This is a genomic window from Peptococcus simiae, assembly GCF_046569735.1.
GTDB classification, from domain to species: Bacteria; Bacillota; Peptococcia; order Peptococcales; family Peptococcaceae; genus Peptococcus; species Peptococcus simiae_A.
On record NZ_JBKICG010000014.1, the window covers coordinates 1 to 21,427 of the forward strand.

Annotated in this window: 23 protein-coding genes, 3 tRNA genes and 1 other annotated feature; of the genes, 4 read left to right on the top strand and 22 right to left on the bottom strand. The window is 48.3% G+C overall.

The annotated features are described in order from the left end of the window. The first annotated feature begins 4 nt into the window (after positions 1 to 4). Positions 5 to 874, top strand: coding sequence for an L-serine ammonia-lyase, iron-sulfur-dependent, subunit alpha (gene sdaAA / locus ACLGL1_RS06760; RefSeq protein ID WP_411008003.1), 870 nt, complete (start codon positions 5 to 7; stop codon positions 872 to 874). Between the two features lie 260 nt (positions 875 to 1,134). On the opposite strand, the gene ACLGL1_RS06765 is transcribed toward sdaAA, so the two are convergent. The 12 genes from ACLGL1_RS06765 to alaS all read right to left on the bottom strand — a co-directional run bounded on the left by ACLGL1_RS06765 (position 1,135) and on the right by alaS (position 9,764). Further along, positions 1,135 to 1,208: transfer RNA gene (locus ACLGL1_RS06765), tRNA-Asp, on the bottom strand. 3 nt (positions 1,209 to 1,211) lie between these two features. Beyond that, positions 1,212 to 1,284: transfer RNA gene (locus ACLGL1_RS06770), tRNA-Val, on the bottom strand. Between the two features lie 3 nt (positions 1,285 to 1,287). Next, positions 1,288 to 1,361 (bottom strand) — tRNA-Glu (locus ACLGL1_RS06775). Positions 1,362 to 1,435: 74 nt separating this feature from the next. After that, positions 1,436 to 1,924 (bottom strand): GNAT family N-acetyltransferase, encoded by a 489-nt coding sequence (locus ACLGL1_RS06780; protein ID WP_411007943.1) that lies wholly within the window; start codon positions 1,922 to 1,924, stop codon positions 1,436 to 1,438. A gap of 75 nt (positions 1,925 to 1,999) precedes the next feature. Beyond that, positions 2,000 to 3,937: an N-acetylmuramoyl-L-alanine amidase gene (locus tag ACLGL1_RS06785; protein ID WP_411007944.1), complete on the bottom strand. Its 1,938-nt coding sequence runs from the start codon at positions 3,935 to 3,937 to the stop codon at positions 2,000 to 2,002. A gap of 174 nt (positions 3,938 to 4,111) precedes the next feature. Continuing rightward, positions 4,112 to 4,309 (bottom strand): cold shock domain-containing protein, encoded by a 198-nt coding sequence (locus ACLGL1_RS06790; protein ID WP_408976929.1) that lies wholly within the window; start codon positions 4,307 to 4,309, stop codon positions 4,112 to 4,114. 266 nt (positions 4,310 to 4,575) lie between these two features. Next, entirely contained in the window at positions 4,576 to 4,923 is a 348-nt protein-coding gene (locus tag ACLGL1_RS06795) for an STAS domain-containing protein (protein WP_411007945.1), read from the bottom strand. 8 nt (positions 4,924 to 4,931) lie between these two features. Further along, positions 4,932 to 6,080, bottom strand: coding sequence for a SpoIIE family protein phosphatase (locus ACLGL1_RS06800; protein WP_411007946.1), 1,149 nt, complete (start codon positions 6,078 to 6,080; stop codon positions 4,932 to 4,934). Between the two features lie 14 nt (positions 6,081 to 6,094). Further along, positions 6,095 to 6,409 carry a DUF1292 domain-containing protein gene (locus tag ACLGL1_RS06805; RefSeq protein ID WP_411007947.1) on the bottom strand — a complete coding sequence of 105 codons (315 nt, stop codon included), beginning with the start codon at positions 6,407 to 6,409 and terminating at the stop codon, positions 6,095 to 6,097. Continuing rightward, on the bottom strand, positions 6,402 to 6,833 hold the full coding sequence (gene ruvX, locus ACLGL1_RS06810) for a Holliday junction resolvase RuvX (RefSeq protein WP_411007948.1): 432 nt from the start codon (positions 6,831 to 6,833) through the stop codon (positions 6,402 to 6,404). Before ruvX ends, ACLGL1_RS06805 begins: the two co-directional genes overlap by 8 nt. Next, positions 6,833 to 7,102 carry an IreB family regulatory phosphoprotein gene (locus tag ACLGL1_RS06815; protein ID WP_411007949.1) on the bottom strand — a complete coding sequence of 90 codons (270 nt, stop codon included), beginning with the start codon at positions 7,100 to 7,102 and terminating at the stop codon, positions 6,833 to 6,835. Before ACLGL1_RS06815 ends, ruvX begins: the two co-directional genes overlap by 1 nt. 4 nt (positions 7,103 to 7,106) lie before the next feature. Then, complete coding sequence (alaS, locus tag ACLGL1_RS06820; RefSeq protein ID WP_411007950.1) at positions 7,107 to 9,764, bottom strand: alanine--tRNA ligase; 2,658 nt, start codon at positions 9,762 to 9,764, stop codon at positions 7,107 to 7,109. A gap of 483 nt (positions 9,765 to 10,247) precedes the next feature. Further along, positions 10,248 to 10,455, top strand: a binding site (T-box leader). Positions 10,456 to 10,499: 44 nt separating this feature from the next. Between alaS and thrS the strand changes: the two genes are divergently transcribed. Genes thrS through ACLGL1_RS06835 form a run of 3 tightly spaced genes read left to right on the top strand, consistent with a single transcriptional unit; the run spans position 10,500 to position 13,566 of the window. Continuing rightward, the gene (gene thrS / locus ACLGL1_RS06825) at positions 10,500 to 12,401 is read left to right on the top strand and encodes a threonine--tRNA ligase (RefSeq protein ID WP_411007951.1); all 1,902 of its coding nucleotides are present in this window, start codon (positions 10,500 to 10,502) and stop codon (positions 12,399 to 12,401) included. A gap of 35 nt (positions 12,402 to 12,436) precedes the next feature. After that, positions 12,437 to 12,637: a hypothetical protein gene (locus ACLGL1_RS06830; protein ID WP_411007952.1), complete on the top strand. Its 201-nt coding sequence runs from the start codon at positions 12,437 to 12,439 to the stop codon at positions 12,635 to 12,637. Then, the gene (locus ACLGL1_RS06835; RefSeq protein ID WP_411007953.1) at positions 12,628 to 13,566 is read left to right on the top strand and encodes a D-alanyl-D-alanine carboxypeptidase family protein; all 939 of its coding nucleotides are present in this window, start codon (positions 12,628 to 12,630) and stop codon (positions 13,564 to 13,566) included. Before ACLGL1_RS06830 ends, ACLGL1_RS06835 begins: the two co-directional genes overlap by 10 nt. 578 nt (positions 13,567 to 14,144) lie before the next feature. Here the strand turns inward: ACLGL1_RS06835 and ACLGL1_RS06840 are convergent. The 10 genes from ACLGL1_RS06840 to ACLGL1_RS06885 all read right to left on the bottom strand — a co-directional run bounded on the left by ACLGL1_RS06840 (position 14,145) and on the right by ACLGL1_RS06885 (position 21,414). Continuing rightward, the gene (locus ACLGL1_RS06840; protein WP_411007954.1) at positions 14,145 to 14,591 is read right to left on the bottom strand and encodes a single-stranded DNA-binding protein; all 447 of its coding nucleotides are present in this window, start codon (positions 14,589 to 14,591) and stop codon (positions 14,145 to 14,147) included. Between the two features lie 14 nt (positions 14,592 to 14,605). Next, positions 14,606 to 14,935: a hypothetical protein gene (locus ACLGL1_RS06845; RefSeq protein WP_411007955.1), complete on the bottom strand. Its 330-nt coding sequence runs from the start codon at positions 14,933 to 14,935 to the stop codon at positions 14,606 to 14,608. A 14-nt stretch (positions 14,936 to 14,949) separates the two neighbouring features. Continuing rightward, a complete protein-coding gene (locus ACLGL1_RS06850; RefSeq protein ID WP_411007956.1) occupies positions 14,950 to 15,156 on the bottom strand; it encodes a hypothetical protein in 207 nt (68 codons plus the stop codon). 27 nt (positions 15,157 to 15,183) lie between these two features. Further along, positions 15,184 to 15,978: a phage antirepressor KilAC domain-containing protein gene (locus ACLGL1_RS06855; protein WP_411007957.1), complete on the bottom strand. Its 795-nt coding sequence runs from the start codon at positions 15,976 to 15,978 to the stop codon at positions 15,184 to 15,186. A gap of 472 nt (positions 15,979 to 16,450) precedes the next feature. Further along, positions 16,451 to 17,152 carry an MBL fold metallo-hydrolase gene (locus tag ACLGL1_RS06860; RefSeq protein ID WP_411007958.1) on the bottom strand — a complete coding sequence of 234 codons (702 nt, stop codon included), beginning with the start codon at positions 17,150 to 17,152 and terminating at the stop codon, positions 16,451 to 16,453. Positions 17,153 to 17,155: 3 nt separating this feature from the next. Beyond that, positions 17,156 to 17,953, bottom strand: coding sequence for a hypothetical protein (locus ACLGL1_RS06865; protein WP_411007959.1), 798 nt, complete (start codon positions 17,951 to 17,953; stop codon positions 17,156 to 17,158). A 41-nt stretch (positions 17,954 to 17,994) separates the two neighbouring features. Beyond that, positions 17,995 to 18,279: a hypothetical protein gene (locus ACLGL1_RS06870; RefSeq protein WP_411007960.1), complete on the bottom strand. Its 285-nt coding sequence runs from the start codon at positions 18,277 to 18,279 to the stop codon at positions 17,995 to 17,997. Next, complete coding sequence (locus ACLGL1_RS06875; protein ID WP_411007961.1) at positions 18,276 to 18,617, bottom strand: pentapeptide repeat-containing protein; 342 nt, start codon at positions 18,615 to 18,617, stop codon at positions 18,276 to 18,278. The genes ACLGL1_RS06870 and ACLGL1_RS06875 overlap by 4 nt, the downstream gene beginning before the upstream one ends. Before the next feature lie 24 nt (positions 18,618 to 18,641). Further along, positions 18,642 to 19,478 (bottom strand): pentapeptide repeat-containing protein, encoded by an 837-nt coding sequence (locus ACLGL1_RS06880; RefSeq protein ID WP_411007962.1) that lies wholly within the window; start codon positions 19,476 to 19,478, stop codon positions 18,642 to 18,644. Between the two features lie 4 nt (positions 19,479 to 19,482). Further along, positions 19,483 to 21,414: an AAA family ATPase gene (locus ACLGL1_RS06885; RefSeq protein WP_411007963.1), complete on the bottom strand. Its 1,932-nt coding sequence runs from the start codon at positions 21,412 to 21,414 to the stop codon at positions 19,483 to 19,485. Between the last annotated feature and the right edge of the window lie 13 nt (positions 21,415 to 21,427).

Genomic DNA, 21,427 nt, shown 5'->3' on the forward strand with positions numbered 1-21,427 from the left:
AACTATGTATACATCTGCTCTGTTACTTAAGCAGGCCTGCGAGGAAAAAGGATTGGATCTGGCCGAGGCAACCCTGCAACATGAATGTGAAAAAACCGGCACTTCCCGGGAAGACTACATCGAGGGGCTAAAAGAACGGCTGGCCGTCATGCGGCAGGCCGGCGAACGGGCCCGGAAGACCCCCCTCATGTCCCTATCCGGCTTAACCGGAGGCAATGCCTATAAGTTGGACCAATTGGCTCCGGAAAAGAGCTATTTAGGGGTCCTGCCGGTCAAGGCCATGGCCATTGCCATGTCTACTTCAGAAGTCAATGCAAAAATGGGGAAAATTGTCGCCGCCCCAACGGCCGGGGCGGCGGGCATCCTACCGGCTGCCATCCTCGTTGCCGAAGAAGACCTCAGGCTCAGCGAAGAAGAAATGATTAAGGGCCTGCTGGTGGCCATTGCCATTGGCTATATCATAGCTACCAATGCTACCGTTTCCGGCGCCGAAGGGGGCTGTCAGGTTGAATGTGGCGCCGCCGCTGCCATGGCGGCTGCGGCCCTGGTCTACCTACGTCAGGGAGACATCGATGCGGTCTTTGATGCGGCCTCTATCGCCCTGATCAACATCATGGGCCTGGTCTGTGACCCGGTCGGCGGCCTGGTTGAATTCCCCTGCGCCCTCCGAAATGCCGGCGGGGTCATGAATGCCATGAGTGCTGCCGACCTGGCCCTGGCCGGGGTTGAATCCCTGGTTCCCTTCGATGAAGTGGTTCAGGCCTTGTACGCCGTCGGCTGCTCTATGCCGATGCAGCTGCGGGAAACCGCCAAGGGCGGCGTGGCTGTAACCCCCTCCGCCCAAAGCGCCTGCCGGGCCTGTGGCCTCAAATAAATAAGACAAGCATCTAAAAAGGGGCTGTGTCAGAATGAGTAAAATCATTCGACAAGGCCCCATAAAAGCTCATTTTCACTTGTCACTTTTCTTTTTCTTGCTCTAGGCTAACATTAAAATAATTATTGTAGGACATGTATATATTATACCAACAATGGCCAAGACCCGTCTCAAAAATGAGACGGGCTTTGTGCTTTTTAGGGGGCTGTTTTACAACAGCCCTTTTTTGCCTACAAAAAAACAGCCCCTAAGGGCTGTCGCGACGCAGATGGGACTCGAACCCACGACCTCCAGCGTGACAGGCTGGCATTCTAACCAACTGAACTACTGCGCCGTATGGACGATGACGGGCTCGAACCGCCGACATTCTGCTTGTAAGGCAGACGCTCTCCCAACTGAGCTAATCGTCCGAATGACCTGTAGGGGATTCGAACCCCTGAATGCCAGCGTGAAAGGCTGGTGAGTTAAGCCACTTCTCCAACAGGCCGTGATTAAAGGCGTCTCACAAGAACATATTATACATGGTGTCGACGCCTTTTGCAAGTATTTTTTACAATTTCTTTAAAGAATATTTTCCGCTGCCAGCTGGCGGATGCTTTCCGTGTGAATCCGATAGATCCGCATCTCACTGACCAGCTGGGCCCCTATCTTTTGATAAAAGTCCAGGGCCAGCTGGTTCCAGTCCAGGCAACCCCATTCGAGGCGGCCAAAACCAGCTGCTAGACATTCTTTGGCCATCTGAACCATCAGGGCCCGGCCGATTCCTTGAAACCGATAAGCTTCATCAATATACAGGGCATCAATATAGTAGCCGGATGCCCCGATAAAGGCAGAACATACCGTATAAGCGAAGAGAAAACCAACGGCCTTCCCTTCCTGCTCGGCAAAAAAGGCCCGGGCCTGCCCGCTCGCCACTAGGTGAGCCAGCTGGTCAGCCGTCGCCGTAATATGGTCTTCCATTTTTTGGTAGCGGCCAAGCTTTTTCATGAAGTCCTGCATGAGGGCTCCGTCTTCTGCGCGAGCTGCTCGAATAACAAGTTCTTGATACATAGGTCACCTTCTATAATATCGCTGTGACATGAAGATTATTTTAACCAGTCTTACTGTCAGCGTCAAGTAAAAAACTTAATAAGAGAAATATTTGACCAGCCCGTCGTACATCCCTTGGGCCAGCTGGTTTTGATAGCTGTCTGTCGCTAAGCGGGCTTCTTCAGAAGCAGTGGTCAGGTAGCCGCACTCGATGAGAACCGAGGGCACTTCATTTTCCCGTAACACGGCAAAATTGCCGGTCCGGGTGTAGGTCCGGGTCCCTGTGGCAGCCTTCATGCTCTTCTGCATAATCTTGGCAAATTCCTGCCGCATATCCTTTTGGGCGGCACTGGTCAGTCGCAAGTTGCCATCATAGATATAAACCCCAATGCCGACCGCATTTGGGTTTCCAGGTGCCGCATCACCGTGGATTTCAACATAGGCATCTGCATTGTTATCATTAGCAACCTTGGCCCGACCGGCCAGGCTGATCCTCACCGGTGCCTTTTCCCGAATCATGATGACCTTAGCGCCGGCCGCTTCCAGCTTTTGCTTTAATTTCAGGGCCACAGGCGTATTAAAGGCCACCTCGGATAGGCCTAAAACGCTGCCAATAGCGCCGGGATCAATCCGGTTTCCCGATGTATATTCGCCATGGCCTGGGCTAATGACAATGGTTTTACCGGCCAGGCCCAGTTGGCCATTCTTATGTTTTTGAACAGCCATAATGGAGAATTCATCGCCTCTCCGGTCCAGGCGGAAGTAGCCACCGGACTCTACTGTCGTATTAATGAGGACTTCATTGTTTCGACCAGTACTTAGTTGGAAGGACTGGAAGGGCGCCTTACCGGCAACCGGATTGGTGATCTGGGGGTTAGCGGCCACGCCACGAATGGCAAGGGTCAACTGGTTACCGGTGTTTTTAATGACATCCACCTGGCCACTGCCTACTTTGAAGGTTACTTCATACTGGCCTAGGCCCGGGGTGACCCGTTTGACAGTAAGGGGGGCTTTTGGGGTTTCTTCAGATGACTGGGTTGGTGCTGATGGTGTCGCTGGCGGTGCTTGTGGGCGTTCGGTCCTTGCTTTGACATATTGGCCGATGATCCAGCCTTTTTTGCCAGAGGCCAGTTGGACCTGGTGCCAGCCGGAAGCACTACTTAACCGGGTTAAGACATCCCCCTGTTTAACGGCATCTATAACCGGATAGTCCGTTGAGGGACCACTGCGGATATTAACCACAGACCCGGTCACTTCGAGGTAGGCACTACTTGTGGCAGTGGCTGACTGGGTCGGGCTGGCAGGGGTCGACGGGGTGGTTGGACTGCTGGCCTGGGGCTTCCCATAAGCCTCAAACTTAACCAGGATTTCAGAAATCCAGGCTTTTTGCCCATCCGGTAGGACAATCTGATAAAATTCGCCCACTTTATCCACCGTATCGTAACGAACATCTTTCTCCGCCCGGGCTAGGACCGCACTATTGCTAGAGGCCTCTTTAAAAACAAGTCCCGGAGCATGGGTCACAGTAACCACCCCGTTAACCCTTGAACCAGCTGGAACACTTGCTTGTTCAGTTGGGGCTATAGCCGGGCTGGTCACGGTTACAGTCCGGGTTGCATCGTCCCACAAAACATTCTGACCTAGGCTCTCCCCGGCCGCCCGGAGGGGAATCATGATCCGGTCATTAATTAACTGAATGTTGACATCAATCCCCTTGGCCTGCCCATTTAAGTAATAGACCTGTTGCCCATAGGGAAAGGCCAGGGTATTCTGCCCCAACTGGACCGTAGCGGTCTGGTTGGCCTGGGTCCATTCAACAGATGCGCCTAGAGCACTACTGATGAAGCGGATGGGCACCAGGGTCCGTCCATTTTGAATGATAGGCGGCACATCCGTTTCAATTTTGTTGCCATTCACAATAATAGACGGCGCAGGTGCAGCTTCGGCCGGTGGGCTGAAGTGTCCGGCTGCAAAAACCGCTAGGGCTACCACTGAGCCGGTAACTATTTTTTTAAATAAACAACGGTTATCCAAGGTCTCTAACCTCCTTTTCTTGTATAAAACCTTGCATCTCATCCTATTGTAACGAAACTTCCCCTTGGCTTCAATTCGCATATCCCTACAAAGTGGGTACAAATAAGCTACAGATTAATGACAAGCTAAAATAAAAAAACGTCGCCGCAAGAGCAGCAACGCTTTTGGTTCTTATTAGAGTTTAACAACGTTAGCAGCTTGATCGCCACGATCGCCGCTGACTACGTCAAATTCTACTGCTTGACCTTCATCTAAGGTTTTGAAGCCATCGCCTTCAATAGCGCTGAAGTGAACGAAAACGTCTTCGCCACCATCAACAGTAATAAACCCATAGCCTTTTTCAGCATTAAACCATTTAACTGTTCCAGTCATCGTATTGACCTCCATAAAATTAGTCAGGATTGGCAACACAGAGTTGGACATAAAAATTCACATATTGTAACGAATTACATGGACACATATGTAACCCCTTACAATATGTGAAAAAATGATGACGCATATCTGTATTTCTTTACCCTGCGATAATTATAGCAAGACCGTCATAAAAAAGCAACTCATAAAGCTGATTATATGGCTTGTATTAGATTATTCTTCTTTGCTTATCCTTTTTATGACAGACCCTGCTGGCTAGCGGGCGTTTATACCTGGCTGAGTAAGGACAGGGCCTGGTCACGGTTGTCAGCTAAAAGGAAAATCTTATCTAAATTGACTAATTTGAGGAGCTTCATAATATAATCCTGGATGTTGAAGAAAACAATTTTACCTTGTTTTTCATTTACTTCTTTATAGAGGGAAATCAACATCCCCAGGCCTGAGGAATCCATAAAGCTAACCCCTTCAAGGTTAACCATGACCTGGTAAATGTGCAAGTCATTGACCCGGCTTTTGACCTCTTCTTTGAAGTCAAAGGACTCTTCAAGGGTGATTTCACCTTCAAAAATGACTTCTATATAGCCGTCATTACTTTTGACACAATAGCTTGCCATAGTGCCTCCTATAAATTGACCAAAATAATATTAACATCATCGTTTTGGGAATACTGCCTGAGGGCAGCCCGTACTTCTGTCATAAAGGCGCGAGGAGCGTACAAGTCTAACAAGTCTGCGGGCAGGTTTTCATAAATAGACGCAATATCGCTGTAATAGCGAGAGGGGTGGCCAAATATCGGCAATTCAAAGACCCCATCTGTGTAAAGCAAAAGGGCCTCTTCTGCTGCGCAAGGATAGCGGCCGTTTTCAAAGGAAACTTCTTCAAATAAGCCTAAGGGCAGGGATGAGACCTGGTCTAAGGTCTCTATCTGCTTTTCCTTGAACAAAACCGGCGGCACGTGGCCGGCATTGGCCCAGAGGACTTCCTTTTTTTCTTTATTGTAGAGCAGGTAGCAAGCCGTTACAAAGAAATCATTCCTGGTATTGGAGAAAAACCGCCATAGGTTGCCATTAATCTGTTCAAATAATCGGGCGGGAGCGGTCCAATAGTCCTTCAACTCGTACAGTTTTTCTTTCAAAATAGCCACAATAATCGCAGCCGAGGCCCCATGGCCTTTGACATCTGCAATGAAGAAACCATAGGTATCCTCATCCACTTGCAAAAAATCATAAAAGTCACCGCCAACAAAATTGGCCGGTTGATAAATAAGGTCCACCTGCAGGTCGCCATCAAAGGGGACCCCCTTTGGCATAAAGTCATTTAGGAGCTGGCGGGCCAACTTTAAATCCTGGCTAATTTCTGTGTACCGGGCATTTAAGTCGACGGTTGCCTTGCGCAAGCGGAGCAAGTTCCCCACCCGAATCAGGAGCTCATCGCCGCTGACCGGCTTAGTTAAAAAGTCATCGGCACCACTGGCGAGTCCCTGGAGCCGGTGACTCCGGTCTGTTAAGGCGGTGACCATAACGACCGGCAAAAAATTCTCCTGGCGGAGGTCTTTCATCATGCGACAGAGTTCAAAACCATTTATATCCGGTAACATCACATCTGTAATAACGAGGTCAAGTTCCTTGCTGTTAAAAATTTGCATGGCCTCTAAGCCACTGGTGGCTTTATAAATATTGAGGTTAAAGTTAGAGGTCATCAAGTAACTTTCAAGTAACTCAATATTGACGGCATAATCATCAATAATCAGTACAGAGGATTGGTCAGACATAAACTGTCCTCCATCTAGTGGTGATCATGGCTTTCAGCGGACTCGTTCCAGAAATCAACCACCCGGTTCCATTCATCGTCATCTTCAATTTCATATAAGACGTCTTCCCCGTCCTCATCAACGATTTTGAAGACCATGACCGTTGTTTCATCGGCTTCTTCTGCCTCCGGTTCGTAGGGGGCAACGACGGCGTAAGAGCCACCTTCAAAGTCAAAGTCACCAATCAATTCAAAGGGGCGGCCTTCTTCGTTTTCGTCCACGAGGACAATAACATTTTCCGGAAAAAGGTCTTCATTTTGCATCGCATCATCTGTTTGCTTGTTATCCACGACATACCTCCTGCCCAACAGGGCTATCCATCCACGTTTGCAATATGAGCACAGCAGCCAGTTGGTCCACCTTCTTCTTCCGCTTCTTCCGGCTTATATCCGCCTGGAGGAGCACTTGGGTTGCCGCCACAGTGGTCAGCCGCTCATCCATCCAATAGACCGGCAGGGGGCAGGTTTGAGTGAGTGCCTCTGCAAAGCGCTGTGTTTCTTCGCTCTTGTAGCCAAGGGTATTGTTCATATTTTTAGGCAAGCCGATGACCCAGGCCCCTACCGCATAACTTTCGGCTAGGGCCTGAAGGTCCCGGATAGCCTGGTCATCGCTCTTCCGCTCTAGGGTTTGGACGCCCTGGGCGGTTATCCCCAAAGCATCACTCACAGCGACACCGATACGGCGCTCGCCGACATCTAACGCCATGACCCGCATTAGTATCTCCGTGAGGGAAGGCCAATGTATTCGATTAGCATTTCTTCGATAAATTCATCCCGGTCAATTTGTTTAATGAGGGCCCGGGCATTTTTATAGCTGGTGATGTAGGCCGGGTCACCACTTAAAAGATAGCCAACGATTTGATTGACCGGTTCATAGCCCTTCTCTTCCAGAGCCCGGTAAACCACGCGCAAAATGTCCCTCGGGGTCATTTCATTTGACCCGGACTTATTAAAGTACATGGTTTCATCCATATCATTATGCATACCATCATCTCTCTTTTAATTGATTTTTTACGATATCAACAACTTTATTTAAGGCTTCAGGAATTTTATCCGGGTCCTTGCCACCGGCTTGGGCCATATCCGGCCGGCCGCCCCCGCGACCACCTAAAATCTCTGCCACTTGGCCAATGATTTTACCGGCATGGAGGCGCTTAACAGCATCATCCTTGGTCAACATACTAACCAGCATGACCTTATTATCGTCTGTTTTACTGGCCAGGAGAACCAGGCCGGACTTGATCTTATCCCGGTATTGGTCAGCAATCTGTCGGAGCTCATCCGGATTGGCGGCTTTAACGGTATCGGCTAAAATGTCCAGCCCATCAACTTGGACAATATCTTTCAGCCGGTCACCTAGACTCTCTTTAACTTGTTCACGCTTTAAGTCGGCCAAGGCCTTCTCGGTTTCTTTTAAGGTCTTTTCTAAACTCTCAACCCGGGCGACCAGGTCTTCCGGCCGGGTGACCTTGAGGGTCTTTTGCAGGGCGGCTAAAATATCCGCTTGCTTGGTCATATAGGCATAGACCCCTGCCCCGGTGACCGCGGTTATCCGACGGATCCCTGCTGAGACAGCCCCTTCAGAAAGGATTTTGAAAATCCCGATTTCGCTAATATCATGGACATGGGTCCCGCCGCATAATTCACGGCTCAAGTCGCCAATCTGGACGCCCCGGACCTGGTCCCCGTATTTTTCGCCGAAAAGGGCCATGTATCCATTCGCATTGGCGTCATCAATGGACATTTCCTGGACTTCAAGGGGCTGGCCGGCAGCAATCTGCTGGTTGACCAGCTGCTCGACCGCCCGAATTTCTTCTGCTGTCATGGCCCGTTGGAGGGAAAAGTCGAAGCGCAGGTGGTCTTCCGCCACAAGGGACCCGGCCTGGTGGACACTATCCCCCAGGACCTTCCGCAAGGCGGCGTGCAAGAGGTGGGTGGCGGTATGGTTACGGGCCACATTTTGCCGGACCATCCGATCGACCTTTTCTTGAACCTGGTCACCAATGGCAACGGTCCCGGAAACGTCACCGGTTAAGACATAGGTTCCATCGGGCAGTTTAACTGTCTCTTCAACCCTCACTTGTCCCTTCGGCCCAATGAGCAGGCCCTTGTCGCCGATTTGGCCGCCGCCCTGGGCATAAAAGGGGGTTTGGTCGACAACCAGTTGGACTGACCCTTCTGTAACCGAATGGACCCCTTCCCCATCTTTTAAGAGCCCCTTAATGACCCCTGTATCTTCCAGTTGGCCATAGCCGGTGAAGGTCGTTTTAGGTAAGTCTGGAAAGGCATCGCGTACGGTTTTGGCCAGGTCCCAGGCGTCAACTGTTTGGTGGGCTGCCTTGGACTTCCGTCTCTGCTCAGCCATGGCGGCTTCAAATCCATCGGCATCGACCGTTAGGCCGTTTTCTTCAGCAACGTCCTTGGTCAGGTCAATGGGAAAACCGTAGGTATCATAAAAGGTAAAGGCGGTTTGCCCATCGATGACCGTTTTCCCTTCGGCTTTTAATGAAGCAATGGTATCGCTGACCCGGTCCATCCCTTCAGTGAGGGTCTTCATAAAGCGTTCTTCTTCGCTTTTGATGGTTTCTTCGATAAAGACAGCCTGGTCAATAATAGCAGGGTAAGCCTCTCCCATGAGCTTGCCGACTTCAGCTGTCATTTTGTACAGGAAAGGCTCATTCAGGCCCAAGGTTTTTCCTAAACGAACAGCCCGGCGGATAATCCGGCGGAGGACATAACCCCGGCCCTCATTCGAGGGTAAAACCCCATCGCCAATCAGGAAAGTGGCGCAGCGGCCATGGTCTGCAATAACCCGGAAGGGGAAGCCGGCCTTGCCTTCATCATAAACTTTTCCGGTCAGACTTTCTACATATTGAAGCAGGGGCTTAAAGAGGTCGGTATCCCAGTTGCTGGGCACCCCCTGGAGCACAGAGGCAATCCGTTCCAGCCCCATCCCGGTATCCACGCTGGGCTTGGGTAGCGGTTCCAGGGTCCCATCTTCATGACGGTTAAACTGCATAAAGACCAGATTCCAGATTTCCAGCCAGCGGTCACAGTCGCAGACCCCTAGGGCACAGCCTTCTTCATGGTCACAGGCATGCTCACTGCCCCGGTCATAGTGGATTTCGCTACAGGGCCCACAGGGGCCGACATCCCCCATTTGCCAGAAGTTATCCTTTTCCCCTAGGCGGAGGATTTTTTCCGGGCCAAAGCCGGTCCGCTCATGCCAGAGGTCATAGGCTTCATCGTCATCTTTATAAATGGTAATCCACAAGTCATCGGGATTGAGCCCCAGCTGCTCAGTTAAAAAGGTCCAGGCAAAGTTAATGGCATCCTTTTTAAAGTAATCCCCAAAGGAAAAGTTCCCCAGCATCTCGAAAAAGGTATGGTGACGGGCTGTTTTACCGACCGTTTCCAAGTCGTTGTGCTTACCGCCTGCCCGAACGCATTTTTGCGAGGTGACCGCCCTGTTGTAGGGCCGCTGATCAACGCCGAGAAAGACTTCTTTAAACTGGTTCATACCGGCATTGGTAAACAGTAAAGTCGGGTCATTATGCGGGACCAAGGAGCCACTGGCGACATGGGTGTGGCCAGCTGCCTCAAAGTACTCTATAAAGGCCTGTCTAATTTCTTTAGATGTCAACATATATGAACTCCCCTTACTTACCTAATTTAGGACTATTATACCACAACTGCCCTATCCAATGATGTTATGGAAAAGTAATTTATTTTATTGTATCATGACCCCTATTCTATGTAAAATAAAGGATACTAGTGAATGTCTTTTCATGACCAGCTGGCAAAATCTAATATAACAGTGGAAATGATATTTCGCCAGAAAGTTATCGATTATGCCATAAAGCATAATAGTGCAAAGACAACCCGATTTATGATACCAATAGGCAACAAGTTCAAAGATGGCGAATGAAATACGACAGAACAGTCCAGACAGATAATGGGAGGGAATTCTGTAACGAATGAAATGGTGCAGAACTACTCTATGAAAGAAGCTTAGACATTTTACCAGAGGGCTTGCGCCACAAATGTTTGACAACCTTAGAGAGAAAATGATGACCCACTTTGGTTTATCTTGACGGGGCCTGGGGTAAATGATAAACTAATAGCATATTAAAAAGCCTTGATGAGGACGCCGGTAAGAGGTCATTTCAGAGAGTGCAGGGATGGTGGGACTGCATATGACCCTTGCTAAGGGTGACCACCTCGGAGCTGTCTTAGGATGACTAAGACCGGTCGCCACCGTTAAAGGCCTTAAAGTGGGCTGTCTTGTACAGTCAAATTGGGTGGAACCACGGGAGATACACGCGCTCGTCCCTTTATGGGATGAGCGTGTTTTTTATTGATTATAAGGAGGAGTATTCATATGCGTATTCAATTACCGGACGGGCATCACCGTGATTTAGATGAAGGGGCTACGGGCCTAGACTTAGCAAAAAGCATATCAAATGGTCTGGCTAAAAAAGCTCTGACAGTTAAAGTAAACGGGGCCGTTGTAGACTTGGAAGCCCCCCTTCATGATGGGGATGCTGTAGAAGTTCTTACCTTTGACCAAGCCGAAGGGGCTGACGCTTTTCACCATACCTCTTCCCATGTCTTGGCCCAAGCGGTTCAAAATCTATACCCCGGCACCAAGCTGGCCATTGGCCCGGCTATTGAAAATGGCTTTTACTATGATGTCGACAGCGACCACCAGTTTACCCCGGATGACATCTCTAAAATAGAAGATGAAATGCGGCGGATCATCAAAAAGAATGCTAAGCTAGTCAAGAAAGTCTTGCCCCGGGATGAAGCCATCGCCCTTTTTGAAAAGAAGAATGAACCCTATAAGATGGAACTCATTCAAGACCTGCCGGAAGATGAACCCATCAGCCTTTATGAGATGGGCGACTTTGTCGACCTCTGCGCCGGCCCTCACATTCCGCGGACAGGCTTAATTAAGGCCATCAAGGTCATGAACCTGGCCGGGGCCTACTGGCGGGGCGATGAAAATAATAAGATGCTCCAACGGATTTATGGGACCAGCTTCCCAAAGCAGGAAGACCTGGATGCCTACCTCTTCCAATTGGAAGAAGCCAAACGCCGTGACCACAGACGGTTGGGTAAAGAGTTAGACCTCTTCTCCTTTGTCGATGAAGCCCCCGGCTTCCCTATTTTCCATGCAAAGGGGATGATCCTCCGCAATCAGCTGGAAGAATTCTGGCGAGAACTGCATGAGGCTGATGGCTATGGTGAAATCCGGACACCGCTTATCATGAACCGGGCCCTGTGGGAACGGAGCGGCCACTGGGACCACTATAAAGACAATATGTATTTCACTGAAATTGATGAAGAACCCTATGCCATCAAACCAATGAACTGCCCGGGCAGCATCCTACTCTATAATGAAAGTATGCACAGCTACCGGGACCTGCCCATCCGCTGGGGTGAACTGGGCCTTGTCCACCGCCATGAATTATCCGGGGCCCTTCACGGTTTAATGCGGGTCCGGGCCTTTACCCAGGATGATGGACACATCTTCATGCGGGAAGACCAGATTGAAGAAGAGCTCATTGGGGTTATGCGCCTAGTCAGCAATATTTACAAGCCCTTCGGCTTTGAATATTCTGTTGAGCTCTCCACCCGGCCGGAAGACTCCATGGGGTCTGAAGAATTATGGGAACAGGCTACGGAAGGTTTGAAAAACGCCTTGGAAAAAGTTGGCGTTGACTATAAAATCAACCCTGGAGATGGGGCTTTCTATGGGCCTAAAATCGACTACCACTTAAAAGACTCCATTGGCCGGACCTGGCAGTGTGGGACTATCCAATTAGACTTCCAGTTGCCTGAGAAGTTTGATATGACCTACATTGGTGAAGATGGTGAAAAACATCGGCCGGTCATGGTTCACCGGGCCATCATGGGGAGTCTGGAACGATTTATCGGCATCTTAGTCGAGCACTATGCCGGTGCATTTCCAACCTGGCTGGCACCGGTCCAGGTCCGGGTCTTACCCATTACAGATGACCAGGCCGCCTATGCCGATGACATCCGCGAAAAAATGCACCAGGCCGGCATCCGTTGTGAAGTGGACCACCGAAATGAAAAAATTGGCTACAAAATTCGTGAAGCAACGGTTCAAAAGATTCCCTACATGTTGGTCGTTGGGGCGAAAGAAGCCGCTGACGGAAAGGTCTCCTTACGGACCTACCATGATGGCGACAAGGGGACCGTTGCCCTGGATGGCCTGATTAATGACATTGTTGAGGAAGTCAAAGAGCGGCGGTAAGGGCCGGGCTCATCCGATAGATGAAAGGAGGGGCAGTGGGAAAGCTGACAAGTGACCAGTCTTCCTCCTGCCCCCTATCCTTTAGAAAGGTGGGCGAGTCATGTCATACCAGTCTAGGCGCCCTCCTGAAAGAAGGCGCCCGGCAGATCAACCGGTCAGACGGCGAGAAGGCGCCGGTACCTCCTCGCGGAACCGGCCTCCCAGACGGAGAAGACGTCGCTACCGCTTGCGATTAAGGGCAAAGATTCTCCTGGGCCTCCTGCTGGTCCTCATCCTTTTTGCCATGGTTCGGTGTGCTGCTTCCGGCCAGCAGGAACCGGTACAGGATAAGGCCTTGACGGCGACGGATACCAGTGGCCATATCCAAGCCAAAGATATCTCCAGCCACGCCGCCATTGCCATCAATGCAAAAAATGGGGAGGTCTTATTCGCTAAGGCAGCGGAAGATCAAAAATACCCGGCCAGCTTAACCAAGCTAATGACCCTCTATGTGGCCCTGCTCGACCAGAAAGACCTCTCACAGAAGGTTGAGCTGACCAGTGATGTCTTTACCGGCCTAGCTGAAAAGGACCTGGCCACAGCCGGTTTTCAAGTTGGCGATAAGGTCACCGTAGAAGATCTCATGTATGCCACCGTCTTACCCTCCGGTGCAGATGCCGCCCGGGCCTTGGCGATTGTGACCTCAGGGTCTGAGGAGGCCTTCGTTGAGCGGATGAATGAGGAGGCCGCCGTCCTGGGAATGCGGGGGACCTACTTTGTCAATGTGACCGGGGCCCATGACCCCAAGCATGTGAGCACCGTCGCAGATATGGCCAAGTTAATGCGAGCCGGTCTCAAAAATGATACCTTTGCCCAGGTCATTCAAAGTATGCACTATACAACAGAGGCCCCGCGCCCTTTGGCCAAGGGCCTGCGCTTAGACCATTCTCTGGCGCGCTATCTGGATAACTTTGATCGGGTCATGGCTGATCCCAGCTTTGAAATCCTGGGTGGGAAGACCGGTTACACCGGTGAAGCCGGCCTCTGCCTGGCTAGCCTGGGCCGGGACAGGGAAAGCAATGACCGGGCCATTGTAGTGACCATGGATGGTAAGGGGACGGCAGGGAACTACTATCCTGCCTTGAAGGACGCCGCGGTGTTATATGAAGGTATTTTCAAAGGATAAAAGATACGCCTAGCCAGCAGCTTTTTTGCTGGAGCTAGGCGTATCTTTTTTGTGGAATCAGGCAAGACCCTTTTAATAAACAAGACCTCGTTTGCCGTCCTAGTCCTTATGAAAAAACCATAGAAAAAAGCAGGGCCGGTAATGAAACCGGTCCTGCTTTTGCACGAATCGAGGTGACAGGAAACAGTAATATAGTCTTAAAATAGCTTGGTTGACAGACTCTTTACTTCGGTCGGTAGATGAACCGGTAGATAAACTATTCTAATATTCTAATTTAGATTAAGTCGCATTAGTTATAATACGTTTGCGTAATTTTTTATTAATTCGTCAACAGACAAGAAATTCTTGGGATATATATACATCGCTCACCTTGGAATATAAAAAGTCCCACCGGGTTGCGCATTCTTGCCAAAGCAAGACTAGGCGTGGTGGGTTCTGTTGATATGATTATAGCATAATGGCACAGGAAATCAATGGTGTCTAGAACTCCCCACTGAAAATAAAAGCAACAAAAAAGAGCGGCTAGAAAACCGCTCTTTTTAGTCAATATTAACTCTCTCTTTTCAATGCTTAGCAGCCTAAATGTCCATGAAGAGGCCATCTGCACTAAGCGTGCCAATCTCCTCTTGGATGTCGGGCTGCTTTTCTGTGGGTTCTGAAGCACCCTTATCCAGCGTTTCCTCTTTTTTGCTTTGGTCCCCTTTCTCCTTAACGGGGTCTAAAAACTGGACGTTGTTGCAAACCACCTGCATGGATCTCCGCCGCACACCGTCTTTATCCGTGTAGGAGTCTGTTTTAATATATCCTGTTACGGCTGCACGACTTCCCTTGTGGAGAAATTTAGCAACGTTTTCAGCGGCGCCTCCCCAAGCTTGGCAGGGAACGAAATCAGCATTTTTCTTACCGTCTTTCCCAGCAAAAGGCCGGTCAACAGCAAGAGTAAAAGACACGACAGCTTTCCCAGCCTTGGTATATTTGAGGTCAGGATCTGAAGTAAAACGGCCAATTAAGTTTACATTGTTCATAATTAAACGCTCCTTTATTTTTGTTCAATGACTTCAACAGTTTCGCTTATTAATTCATCTATATTGCTTGCTATGCCATCGGGTAATGGATATTCCACTCTGGTCTCACCCCAAGAGCCTACAATAAGGTTTCGGCGAGTATCTATGTCTATAGTCGGACCACCACTTGTTATGTTAATTAAGCAGCCCAAATAAAGACCTTGTATGGATTTTGTATATTCAATAGCTAGGCTATTCTCCAAAAACTCAGGGAGGGTTCCACGCTCTTGAATAAGTTCCAAAGACTCGTATATATCAAACAAGTCCTCCCTTAATTGTATATTTTCTCTAATTTCTTTATTCATAAGGCACAACTCCTTTATTTATTATCTAGCTTTTTATAGTCTGATTGAAACAACCCACTTTGATAACCGCTAGCAAAAAGTACCAGCGTCCAAAATAGCGACACGATACTCGCCTCACCAAGTCCGGCAAGACCTAGTTCAACATTCACGGCGGTGCTATAAATTGCTAAAAAGGAGATGCCAAACAGGCAGCCCCAAAGGTATCTTTTTATTCGCTTCATTTTCCTCTCCTTATCATATTGCAATTTTTATAAATTAACCTCAACATCAGGGCATAACTCAACCAGAGGCAGGATGCCGTCTCGCTTTAACGTTTCATAAAGGAACAAGCGGCCCTTCTGTGTCCACTTCGTGAGGAAGGTAGAACATTTCAGGCCCTTACTGTTCACATACGAGGTGGTTTCGCTTTTTGTGTAGCCAAGCCGTGCGTACTGATCATACAGAAGCCAAGCGCCGCCCATTTTAAATTGAATGCCTTTCTCTTGTAGATAGGTGTTCATTCGTTTACCACTCCAGCCGTAGTCTTTCGCAATAACCGTAATGGGAACTGCATTTTGACTGGACAGAACAACATCATAATAAGAGGCTTTAGGCTCTAATTCACCAATGATCTGCTCTTGCTTCCGGTTTTCTAACCGTAAGGTTTCCAGCTCTTTGTTGGCTAGGAGCAAAGCTCTGGCCATCACTTTTTCCGGCGAATTATATTCTTTTTCGACTGCAATAAAATATTGACGAGCCTGTTTTCCCCTCTCTGTCCGCTGGATCATGGAAAGCTCTTTGGCCATATCCAAGGTGAGGACATGATCGGTTGCTGGACGACCACCTATATTATCACTTTTAAGTTTCGGACATTTTTGTCCAAAACCCTCTTGTGTGCTATAGGCAATGTAATCCACGTTTTCTTCAAACCCATATTCTGCCATACGTTCAAACCACTTTTTATATGGCGTTTTAACCTCTAAAAACTCATGCAGCATCCGGCCACTAACGGCGATATCTCCATTATCCTTATTGATTATCGGGATTAGTTGATTATTATCCATTCTTTATCTCCTTTGATTAAACCGGCACGAATCAGTCTTTGAATCGTAATCGCAGTCATACGTATACTCTCCATCATCAAAACGGTGCTGGCACTCATCACAGAGCATCAATCGCTCCCCACAAACTGGACAGTAAGCTTTATAGCCCAATTCGTCACAGTCCCAGCGCATTACTATTTCACTGCCGCAAAAAGGACAGCATTCAGTAACTATATAGGTCTTTTCCATATTTATCCCTATCTTTTATTTCCTCTCTTTCATCATACATTTCGGCAAACCAGTAGACTCATTAAAATGAAGATAACTATTAATATAGGGAAAACCTTTAACAGGTGGTCCCCATATTTAGCATTACTGTTAATGCTAATAATGAGCATTAAAGCACTTGCGACTACAGTAATAACCGCATATATCACCAGCATTTTACTCATAAAGATTGGATCCATTAAAATTTCACTCATGCTTTTTCCTTTCATTTCTCGGCTACATAAACAGGCAAGCCTATTGCCTTTTGCACCGCTTCTTTCATTAAAGCTTCGTCTGAGTTCTGATCAGATAAATGGAGCAGCCACACCTCTTTGCATGAGGGACTGACATTCTCTCTCAAAAAAGCCAAGGTAGTTTTTAAGCTCATGTGGGTGTCCACAACACGGTTGGCTACTTTCTTCAGGACTTGTCCCGTCCGGACATTCTCCCAAAGGATATCCGGCTGGTAATTACACTCGATCATGATATGCGTCAGATTGGTAAAGTTGTAGGGAACATACATGGTATCTGTCACATAGAGCAACTTCTCACCGGTAACGCTTGAGCGAATGACAAAGCCAAGCGGCTCTACTGCATCATGGATAACTGGAAAAGGCAGGACTGTAAAAGTACCTATAGCAAAAGGGTGAAGCGCCTTTATACAATTTCCCTGCGCTTTTTCCAAAGCCTCAAAAGTCCCTGCTGAAGCATAGACCGGCAGCCCCATCTTGATGAGGTCTCCGACCGCTTTAGCGTGGTCTTGGTGTTCGTGGGTGACGAGTACGCCATCTAAGGCAGAGGTCCTAAAGTGCAAGCCTTCTTTTATCTTCTTTATGGGCAGCCCGGCATCCAACAGGAGCGAAGTGCTCCCGTCAGATATCCGAATTGCGTTACCGCTTGAGCTGCTGCCTAAAACATCAATTTCCATGGCTTAAAATTCCGGCTCAAGGCCTGAGAAAAGGTCACCTGCATCGGGGTCCTCTTCCGTACCCTCTTGTTCCGGAATGTCTACTACTTGTTCCTCTTTTATAGGCTGAGGCTCAACCGCTTCTTCAAAATCCAGCACTGGTGCCTCTTCTTGCTTAATAGGCTGAGGCTTAACCGGCTCTTTTGGAACAGCCGCTTGAGGGCTTTCCACGTCAATGAAGTCCTCAACCTCGTCAGTCGTGTACATCCCCATGGCGATTTCCGGGGCATAAGCACGGATAAAGAAGGCGGCAGCCCGGTACATTAGCATTTGCTGGGGCATGGTGCGCCACTTACTGACAGGTTTGCCGTTCCGGTCTGTCTTGTCGTACCAACCCTCATCTTTGGCCAGCTGGATCGAGACCCATGAACCTTGTAAAACGATTCCTGAATCCAACTCCTTGGCATAGGCCCGGCACTTGGCATCATCCTTGCTCCCTGCAAACTCAAACTGCATAGAGGAAAACCGCCCACTAGCGTTAAAGGTTGCAATAAGGAAGGAGGACGAAAAGCTAGGCCGACCATTCACAATATAGAGATTCTGCATGACCATGAGGGGGTCAGCGTTCATCCGCTGGGCCATATTAAGGGCAATTACACAGTCGGACACGTTGCCTTGGTAGTTTTTAGGAACCAAGGAGGACTGAGCAAACATTTGAGCAACTCGCTGCATAAGTTTGAAACCTTCCAGCGTGTTGTACCCCATGGTGACCGGTGCTTGAGATTCGTTAGCGACTTTTTCCATCATTTTGTTGTTTTCCATGATTTTTTCTCTCCTTATTATTTTAATTGTTTTGCGTCAACCTAGTCCCGTAAATAGGCCACAATGGCATCCTTGCTATCCTTTGCCAGCCCTCTAAAGCCGCTTTGGGCTAAAAATTCCCGAAGGTGCCTCATGGTAGTGGGTGTTAAATCCGACTCCAAACACAGCATTTCTAAGTGACCGGTTGCCGGATTAAAGCAGCAAATCTCTGTTGTATAAGACACTAGGACCCGATAGCCTTTATCAAAAAAGCGGATCCGAGCCTTCCCGCCAAAGGACTTTTGCGAACTATACTGAGGTGCCAAGAAGGCTTCGTAAAATTTCATTTTTTATTCCTCCATTTTGCATAGCGGGTATTGCTTGTAATTACTCCTTGCAAGTCTGCACCTAGTAGAATTGTGTTTTCTAAGTTTACATCCGATAGGTTTGCGCCTCGCAAATTTGCTCCCGACAGGTTTGTATGAAATAAGAATGCGCCTCGCAAATTTGCTCCCGACAGGTCTGCGCCCGTCAAGTTGGCTTCCTGCAAATCTGCATTTCGTAAATTTTTATACCGCAAGTCGGTATATGACAAATCTGCACACTCTCCACGAGGCCACCCCATCAAGTATCTTTTATGTTTCTGCAAGGTAATGATTAAGTCCTCTTTATTGATTTCTCTCATTTTTTAAATTTCCTCCTAAATTTCTTAATATTGAATAGCTTCATCTTTAGTCATGAAGAAGTGAATGCCGGATGCACACTCAATCCATCTATTTTTCTCGAAGTCGTCTACTTCAATCGTTTCGCCGGGACGATACACGAAACGTGAGTCGTAGCCTGAACGGGCTTCTTTATAGTGAGTCTCACCGTCTAGGCTAGTAACAGCCAAAACCTTCGCTTTGCTGGCACGACACTTTCTGCTTGTCGCACTGGATCGCTTAGCATCCTCAGGAATTAAAAGCTTGACTAAAACAGGTTGCTCGTTTGCATGGCATTTCTTCCATGCGGTAAAAGACCCTTCTTCGGGGCATTGCAGGTGATAAAAAGCGGTGCGTACGTTCACAGAAACGTCTAACAAATCTGCTCCCGACAGGTCTGCACCCGTCAAGTTTGCACCATGTAAGCCCGTACGCCACAAATTTGCATTCCATAAGTTTGCATTGGATAAATTTGCATTAAACAATTTTGCGTTCGATAGATCTGCACCAGTCAAGTATGCGGCCAACAGGCTTGCATCCAACAAATCCGCACCAGACAAGTCAGCATTCCGTAAGCTTGCACCAGATAAGTTTGCATTCTGTAAGTCTGCACCAGATAAGTTTGCATTCCGTAAGTCTGCACCGGATAAGTTTGTGTTCCGTAGATTTGCGTTCTGTAACTCTGCATTCTGTAAGTTTGCGCCCTGTAGGTTTGCACTGGATAAGTTTGCCTTCCGTAAATCTACGTTGGATAAGTCTGCACGCTCTCTATCATCTGAACCTTCTAGCCATTTAACATGCTTGTCTAAAATAACTTGTAATTCTTCCCAACTAATTTCTCTCATTTTTTTAATTTTCCTCGCTTTCTATTCTTAAAACCTTGTCATCTTCACTTACATATAGAGCAAGGGTCTGCAAATCACCGGTAGCCAGTTTAGTGACGCTTTCGGCGTTATCGACTACAACCGGCACTTGCGTTCCCCAATACTCAGACAAGGCGGAAATAATCCCCAGCCCGGCGTTAAGCCGAGCAGCGTTGTTGGCAGATGAGAAGGGGATATATACCCCATCACCACGAGGGACAAGGACATTACACACGTCCTTGACTCCGCCATTAACCTGCTCTTCTGTTAAGACAAAGCGGACACTTGTAAAGCGACTATTGATTCGCTCATGGAGTGCGCTTGCCTTGGCACGGGTGAAAACTTCCGTTTCATATAAAAGGCCTTCCAGCTCTTCGTATTTGCCAGAAAGCTTCTTTTGCTCTTCTTGCAATTCTTTAATCCGTCTGTCTTGAGCCTCTACGAGGGCTGCCTGAGAAAGCAGACTCATAAGAACCTCTTGCTCTTCTAGAGCCTTTTTAAGGGCTGCTTCTTCAGCCGAGGTATCTACTGCAAACTCCTCAGCATCAGATTGGATCTGGCTAATGGCTTCTTTGAGGTCAACTTCCTTCATTTCAGCAGACTGGGCTAAGAGGGAAAGTTCGTTTTCATAAGCTGCCTTGAGATCAGACAGGTTCTTATCAAGACGGTCCATTTCTTTATCCAGCCCTGCTGCTTCTTCATACAGCTTGCCGGCCTCCAAGGTCTTAGCTTCGATTGCCTTTTTATTGCAGGCTTGGCCTTTCTTATTGATAGTTTCCAGCCTTTCAGCCCGGTCTTGGTTAAAGGAGGCTTCCGCTTCTTTTAACTTCTCCGGAGAGATGGCCTGACCACAAGTCGGACAAATGCTGTTGTGGACAAACTGCTCATTTTTAATTGCCTGAAATTCCAACACTAGGTCTTGACGAGCCTGCGTCAGCTGATTAATCTCCTTTTCTATTAACTGAGCCTTGTTTAAAAGGTCCCTTTTCCCGTATTCAGCCTCACGTTTTTTTAGTTGTAGATCCTTTTCGTTACTAGCGAGTTCCGCCTCGCATCTAGCTTTATCGGACACGTAGCCTTGTCTAAGGCTATCAATCGCCTTTGTCAGCCGCTCTACCTCAGATGCAACTCCATCTGCTGCTTTCTTTTCAGCAATGATGGCTCTTAACCTAGCGGCTTCAGCCTCTAGTTCTGCAGCACGTGCCTTTTCGTTACCAGTTAGGGTCACATCCGGCTTGGCAAGGTTGGCTTCATCAATCCGGGCTGGAATGGCTTCAATATCCTTGGCCAGATCCCTTTTTTGCGCCTTAAGCATTTTTGTCAACTCGTCAACCGTTAAGGGTTTCTTTTCAAGGAAGGCCCGTAGGTTACTGACCTTGGATCCCATTCCAAGTAGGACTTCGTTATCCGATAGGCCCCCGGACATTCCAATTAGGATCGCCCGGCGTTTTTCCCACGGGAGGGTTTCTGAAAAGAAAAGCGGGTCCGTCAAAATCTGTAGCCGTTCAGTAGAACCGAACCGGCTTTCAATGAATTTGTCAAAGTCCTTTTTCTTCTGTGGCACAGCGTCAATAAAGTAATCGGTCGTATGGCCGGCAAATTCCTCGGTTGCGCTCCCACGGGACTTTGTGTACTTCTCGTAAAAAACCTTACGGAGTTCCACCTCTTCAGTCCTATCAGAAAAGATGGCCGTAACACTATGCTCTAGTCCGTGAACTTCTCCTTCCGGACCAATGGTCTTAGGGGAAAATCCTTTTTCTCCTGTACTACTTTTATCAAAAAGCAGCCATGAAAGAGCGTTAGCCACGGTGGTCTTACCAGTGGCGTTGTCTCCATAAATCCGGGTGGTCTGGCCAAGATCCAATGAGAGATCTTTGATCCCTTGGAAATTTTTCAATTCTAGTTTTTTCAAAAACATTTTCTTTTCTCCT

Excerpts from the sequence above, each read along its gene's own strand:
- sdaAA (WP_411008003.1), top strand. The coding sequence starts at position 5 with ATGTATACATCTGCTCTGTTACTTAAGCAGGCCTGCGAGGAAAAAGGA.
- ACLGL1_RS06780 (WP_411007943.1), bottom strand. The coding sequence starts at position 1,924 with ATGTATCAAGAACTTGTTATTCGAGCAGCTCGCGCAGAAGACGGAGCC.
- ACLGL1_RS06790 (WP_408976929.1), bottom strand. The coding sequence starts at position 4,309 with ATGACTGGAACAGTTAAATGGTTTAATGCTGAAAAAGGCTATGGGTTT.
- ACLGL1_RS06795 (WP_411007945.1), bottom strand. The coding sequence starts at position 4,923 with ATGGCAAGCTATTGTGTCAAAAGTAATGACGGCTATATAGAAGTCATT.
- ACLGL1_RS06800 (WP_411007946.1), bottom strand. The coding sequence starts at position 6,080 with ATGTCTGACCAATCCTCTGTACTGATTATTGATGATTATGCCGTCAAT.
- ruvX (WP_411007948.1), bottom strand. The coding sequence starts at position 6,833 with ATGCGGGTCATGGCGTTAGATGTCGGCGAGCGCCGTATCGGTGTCGCT.
- ACLGL1_RS06815 (WP_411007949.1), bottom strand. The coding sequence starts at position 7,102 with ATGCATAATGATATGGATGAAACCATGTACTTTAATAAGTCCGGGTCA.
- alaS (WP_411007950.1), bottom strand. The coding sequence starts at position 9,764 with ATGTTGACATCTAAAGAAATTAGACAGGCCTTTATAGAGTACTTTGAG.
- thrS (WP_411007951.1), top strand. The coding sequence starts at position 10,500 with ATGCGTATTCAATTACCGGACGGGCATCACCGTGATTTAGATGAAGGG.
- ACLGL1_RS06840 (WP_411007954.1), bottom strand. The coding sequence starts at position 14,591 with ATGAACAATGTAAACTTAATTGGCCGTTTTACTTCAGATCCTGACCTC.
- ACLGL1_RS06845 (WP_411007955.1), bottom strand. The coding sequence starts at position 14,935 with ATGAATAAAGAAATTAGAGAAAATATACAATTAAGGGAGGACTTGTTT.
- ACLGL1_RS06850 (WP_411007956.1), bottom strand. The coding sequence starts at position 15,156 with ATGAAGCGAATAAAAAGATACCTTTGGGGCTGCCTGTTTGGCATCTCC.
- ACLGL1_RS06855 (WP_411007957.1), bottom strand. The coding sequence starts at position 15,978 with ATGGATAATAATCAACTAATCCCGATAATCAATAAGGATAATGGAGAT.
- ACLGL1_RS06860 (WP_411007958.1), bottom strand. The coding sequence starts at position 17,152 with ATGGAAATTGATGTTTTAGGCAGCAGCTCAAGCGGTAACGCAATTCGG.
- ACLGL1_RS06865 (WP_411007959.1), bottom strand. The coding sequence starts at position 17,953 with ATGGAAAACAACAAAATGATGGAAAAAGTCGCTAACGAATCTCAAGCA.
- ACLGL1_RS06870 (WP_411007960.1), bottom strand. The coding sequence starts at position 18,279 with ATGAAATTTTACGAAGCCTTCTTGGCACCTCAGTATAGTTCGCAAAAG.
- ACLGL1_RS06875 (WP_411007961.1), bottom strand. The coding sequence starts at position 18,617 with ATGAGAGAAATCAATAAAGAGGACTTAATCATTACCTTGCAGAAACAT.
- ACLGL1_RS06880 (WP_411007962.1), bottom strand. The coding sequence starts at position 19,478 with ATGAGAGAAATTAGTTGGGAAGAATTACAAGTTATTTTAGACAAGCAT.
- ACLGL1_RS06885 (WP_411007963.1), bottom strand. The coding sequence starts at position 21,414 with ATGTTTTTGAAAAAACTAGAATTGAAAAATTTCCAAGGGATCAAAGAT.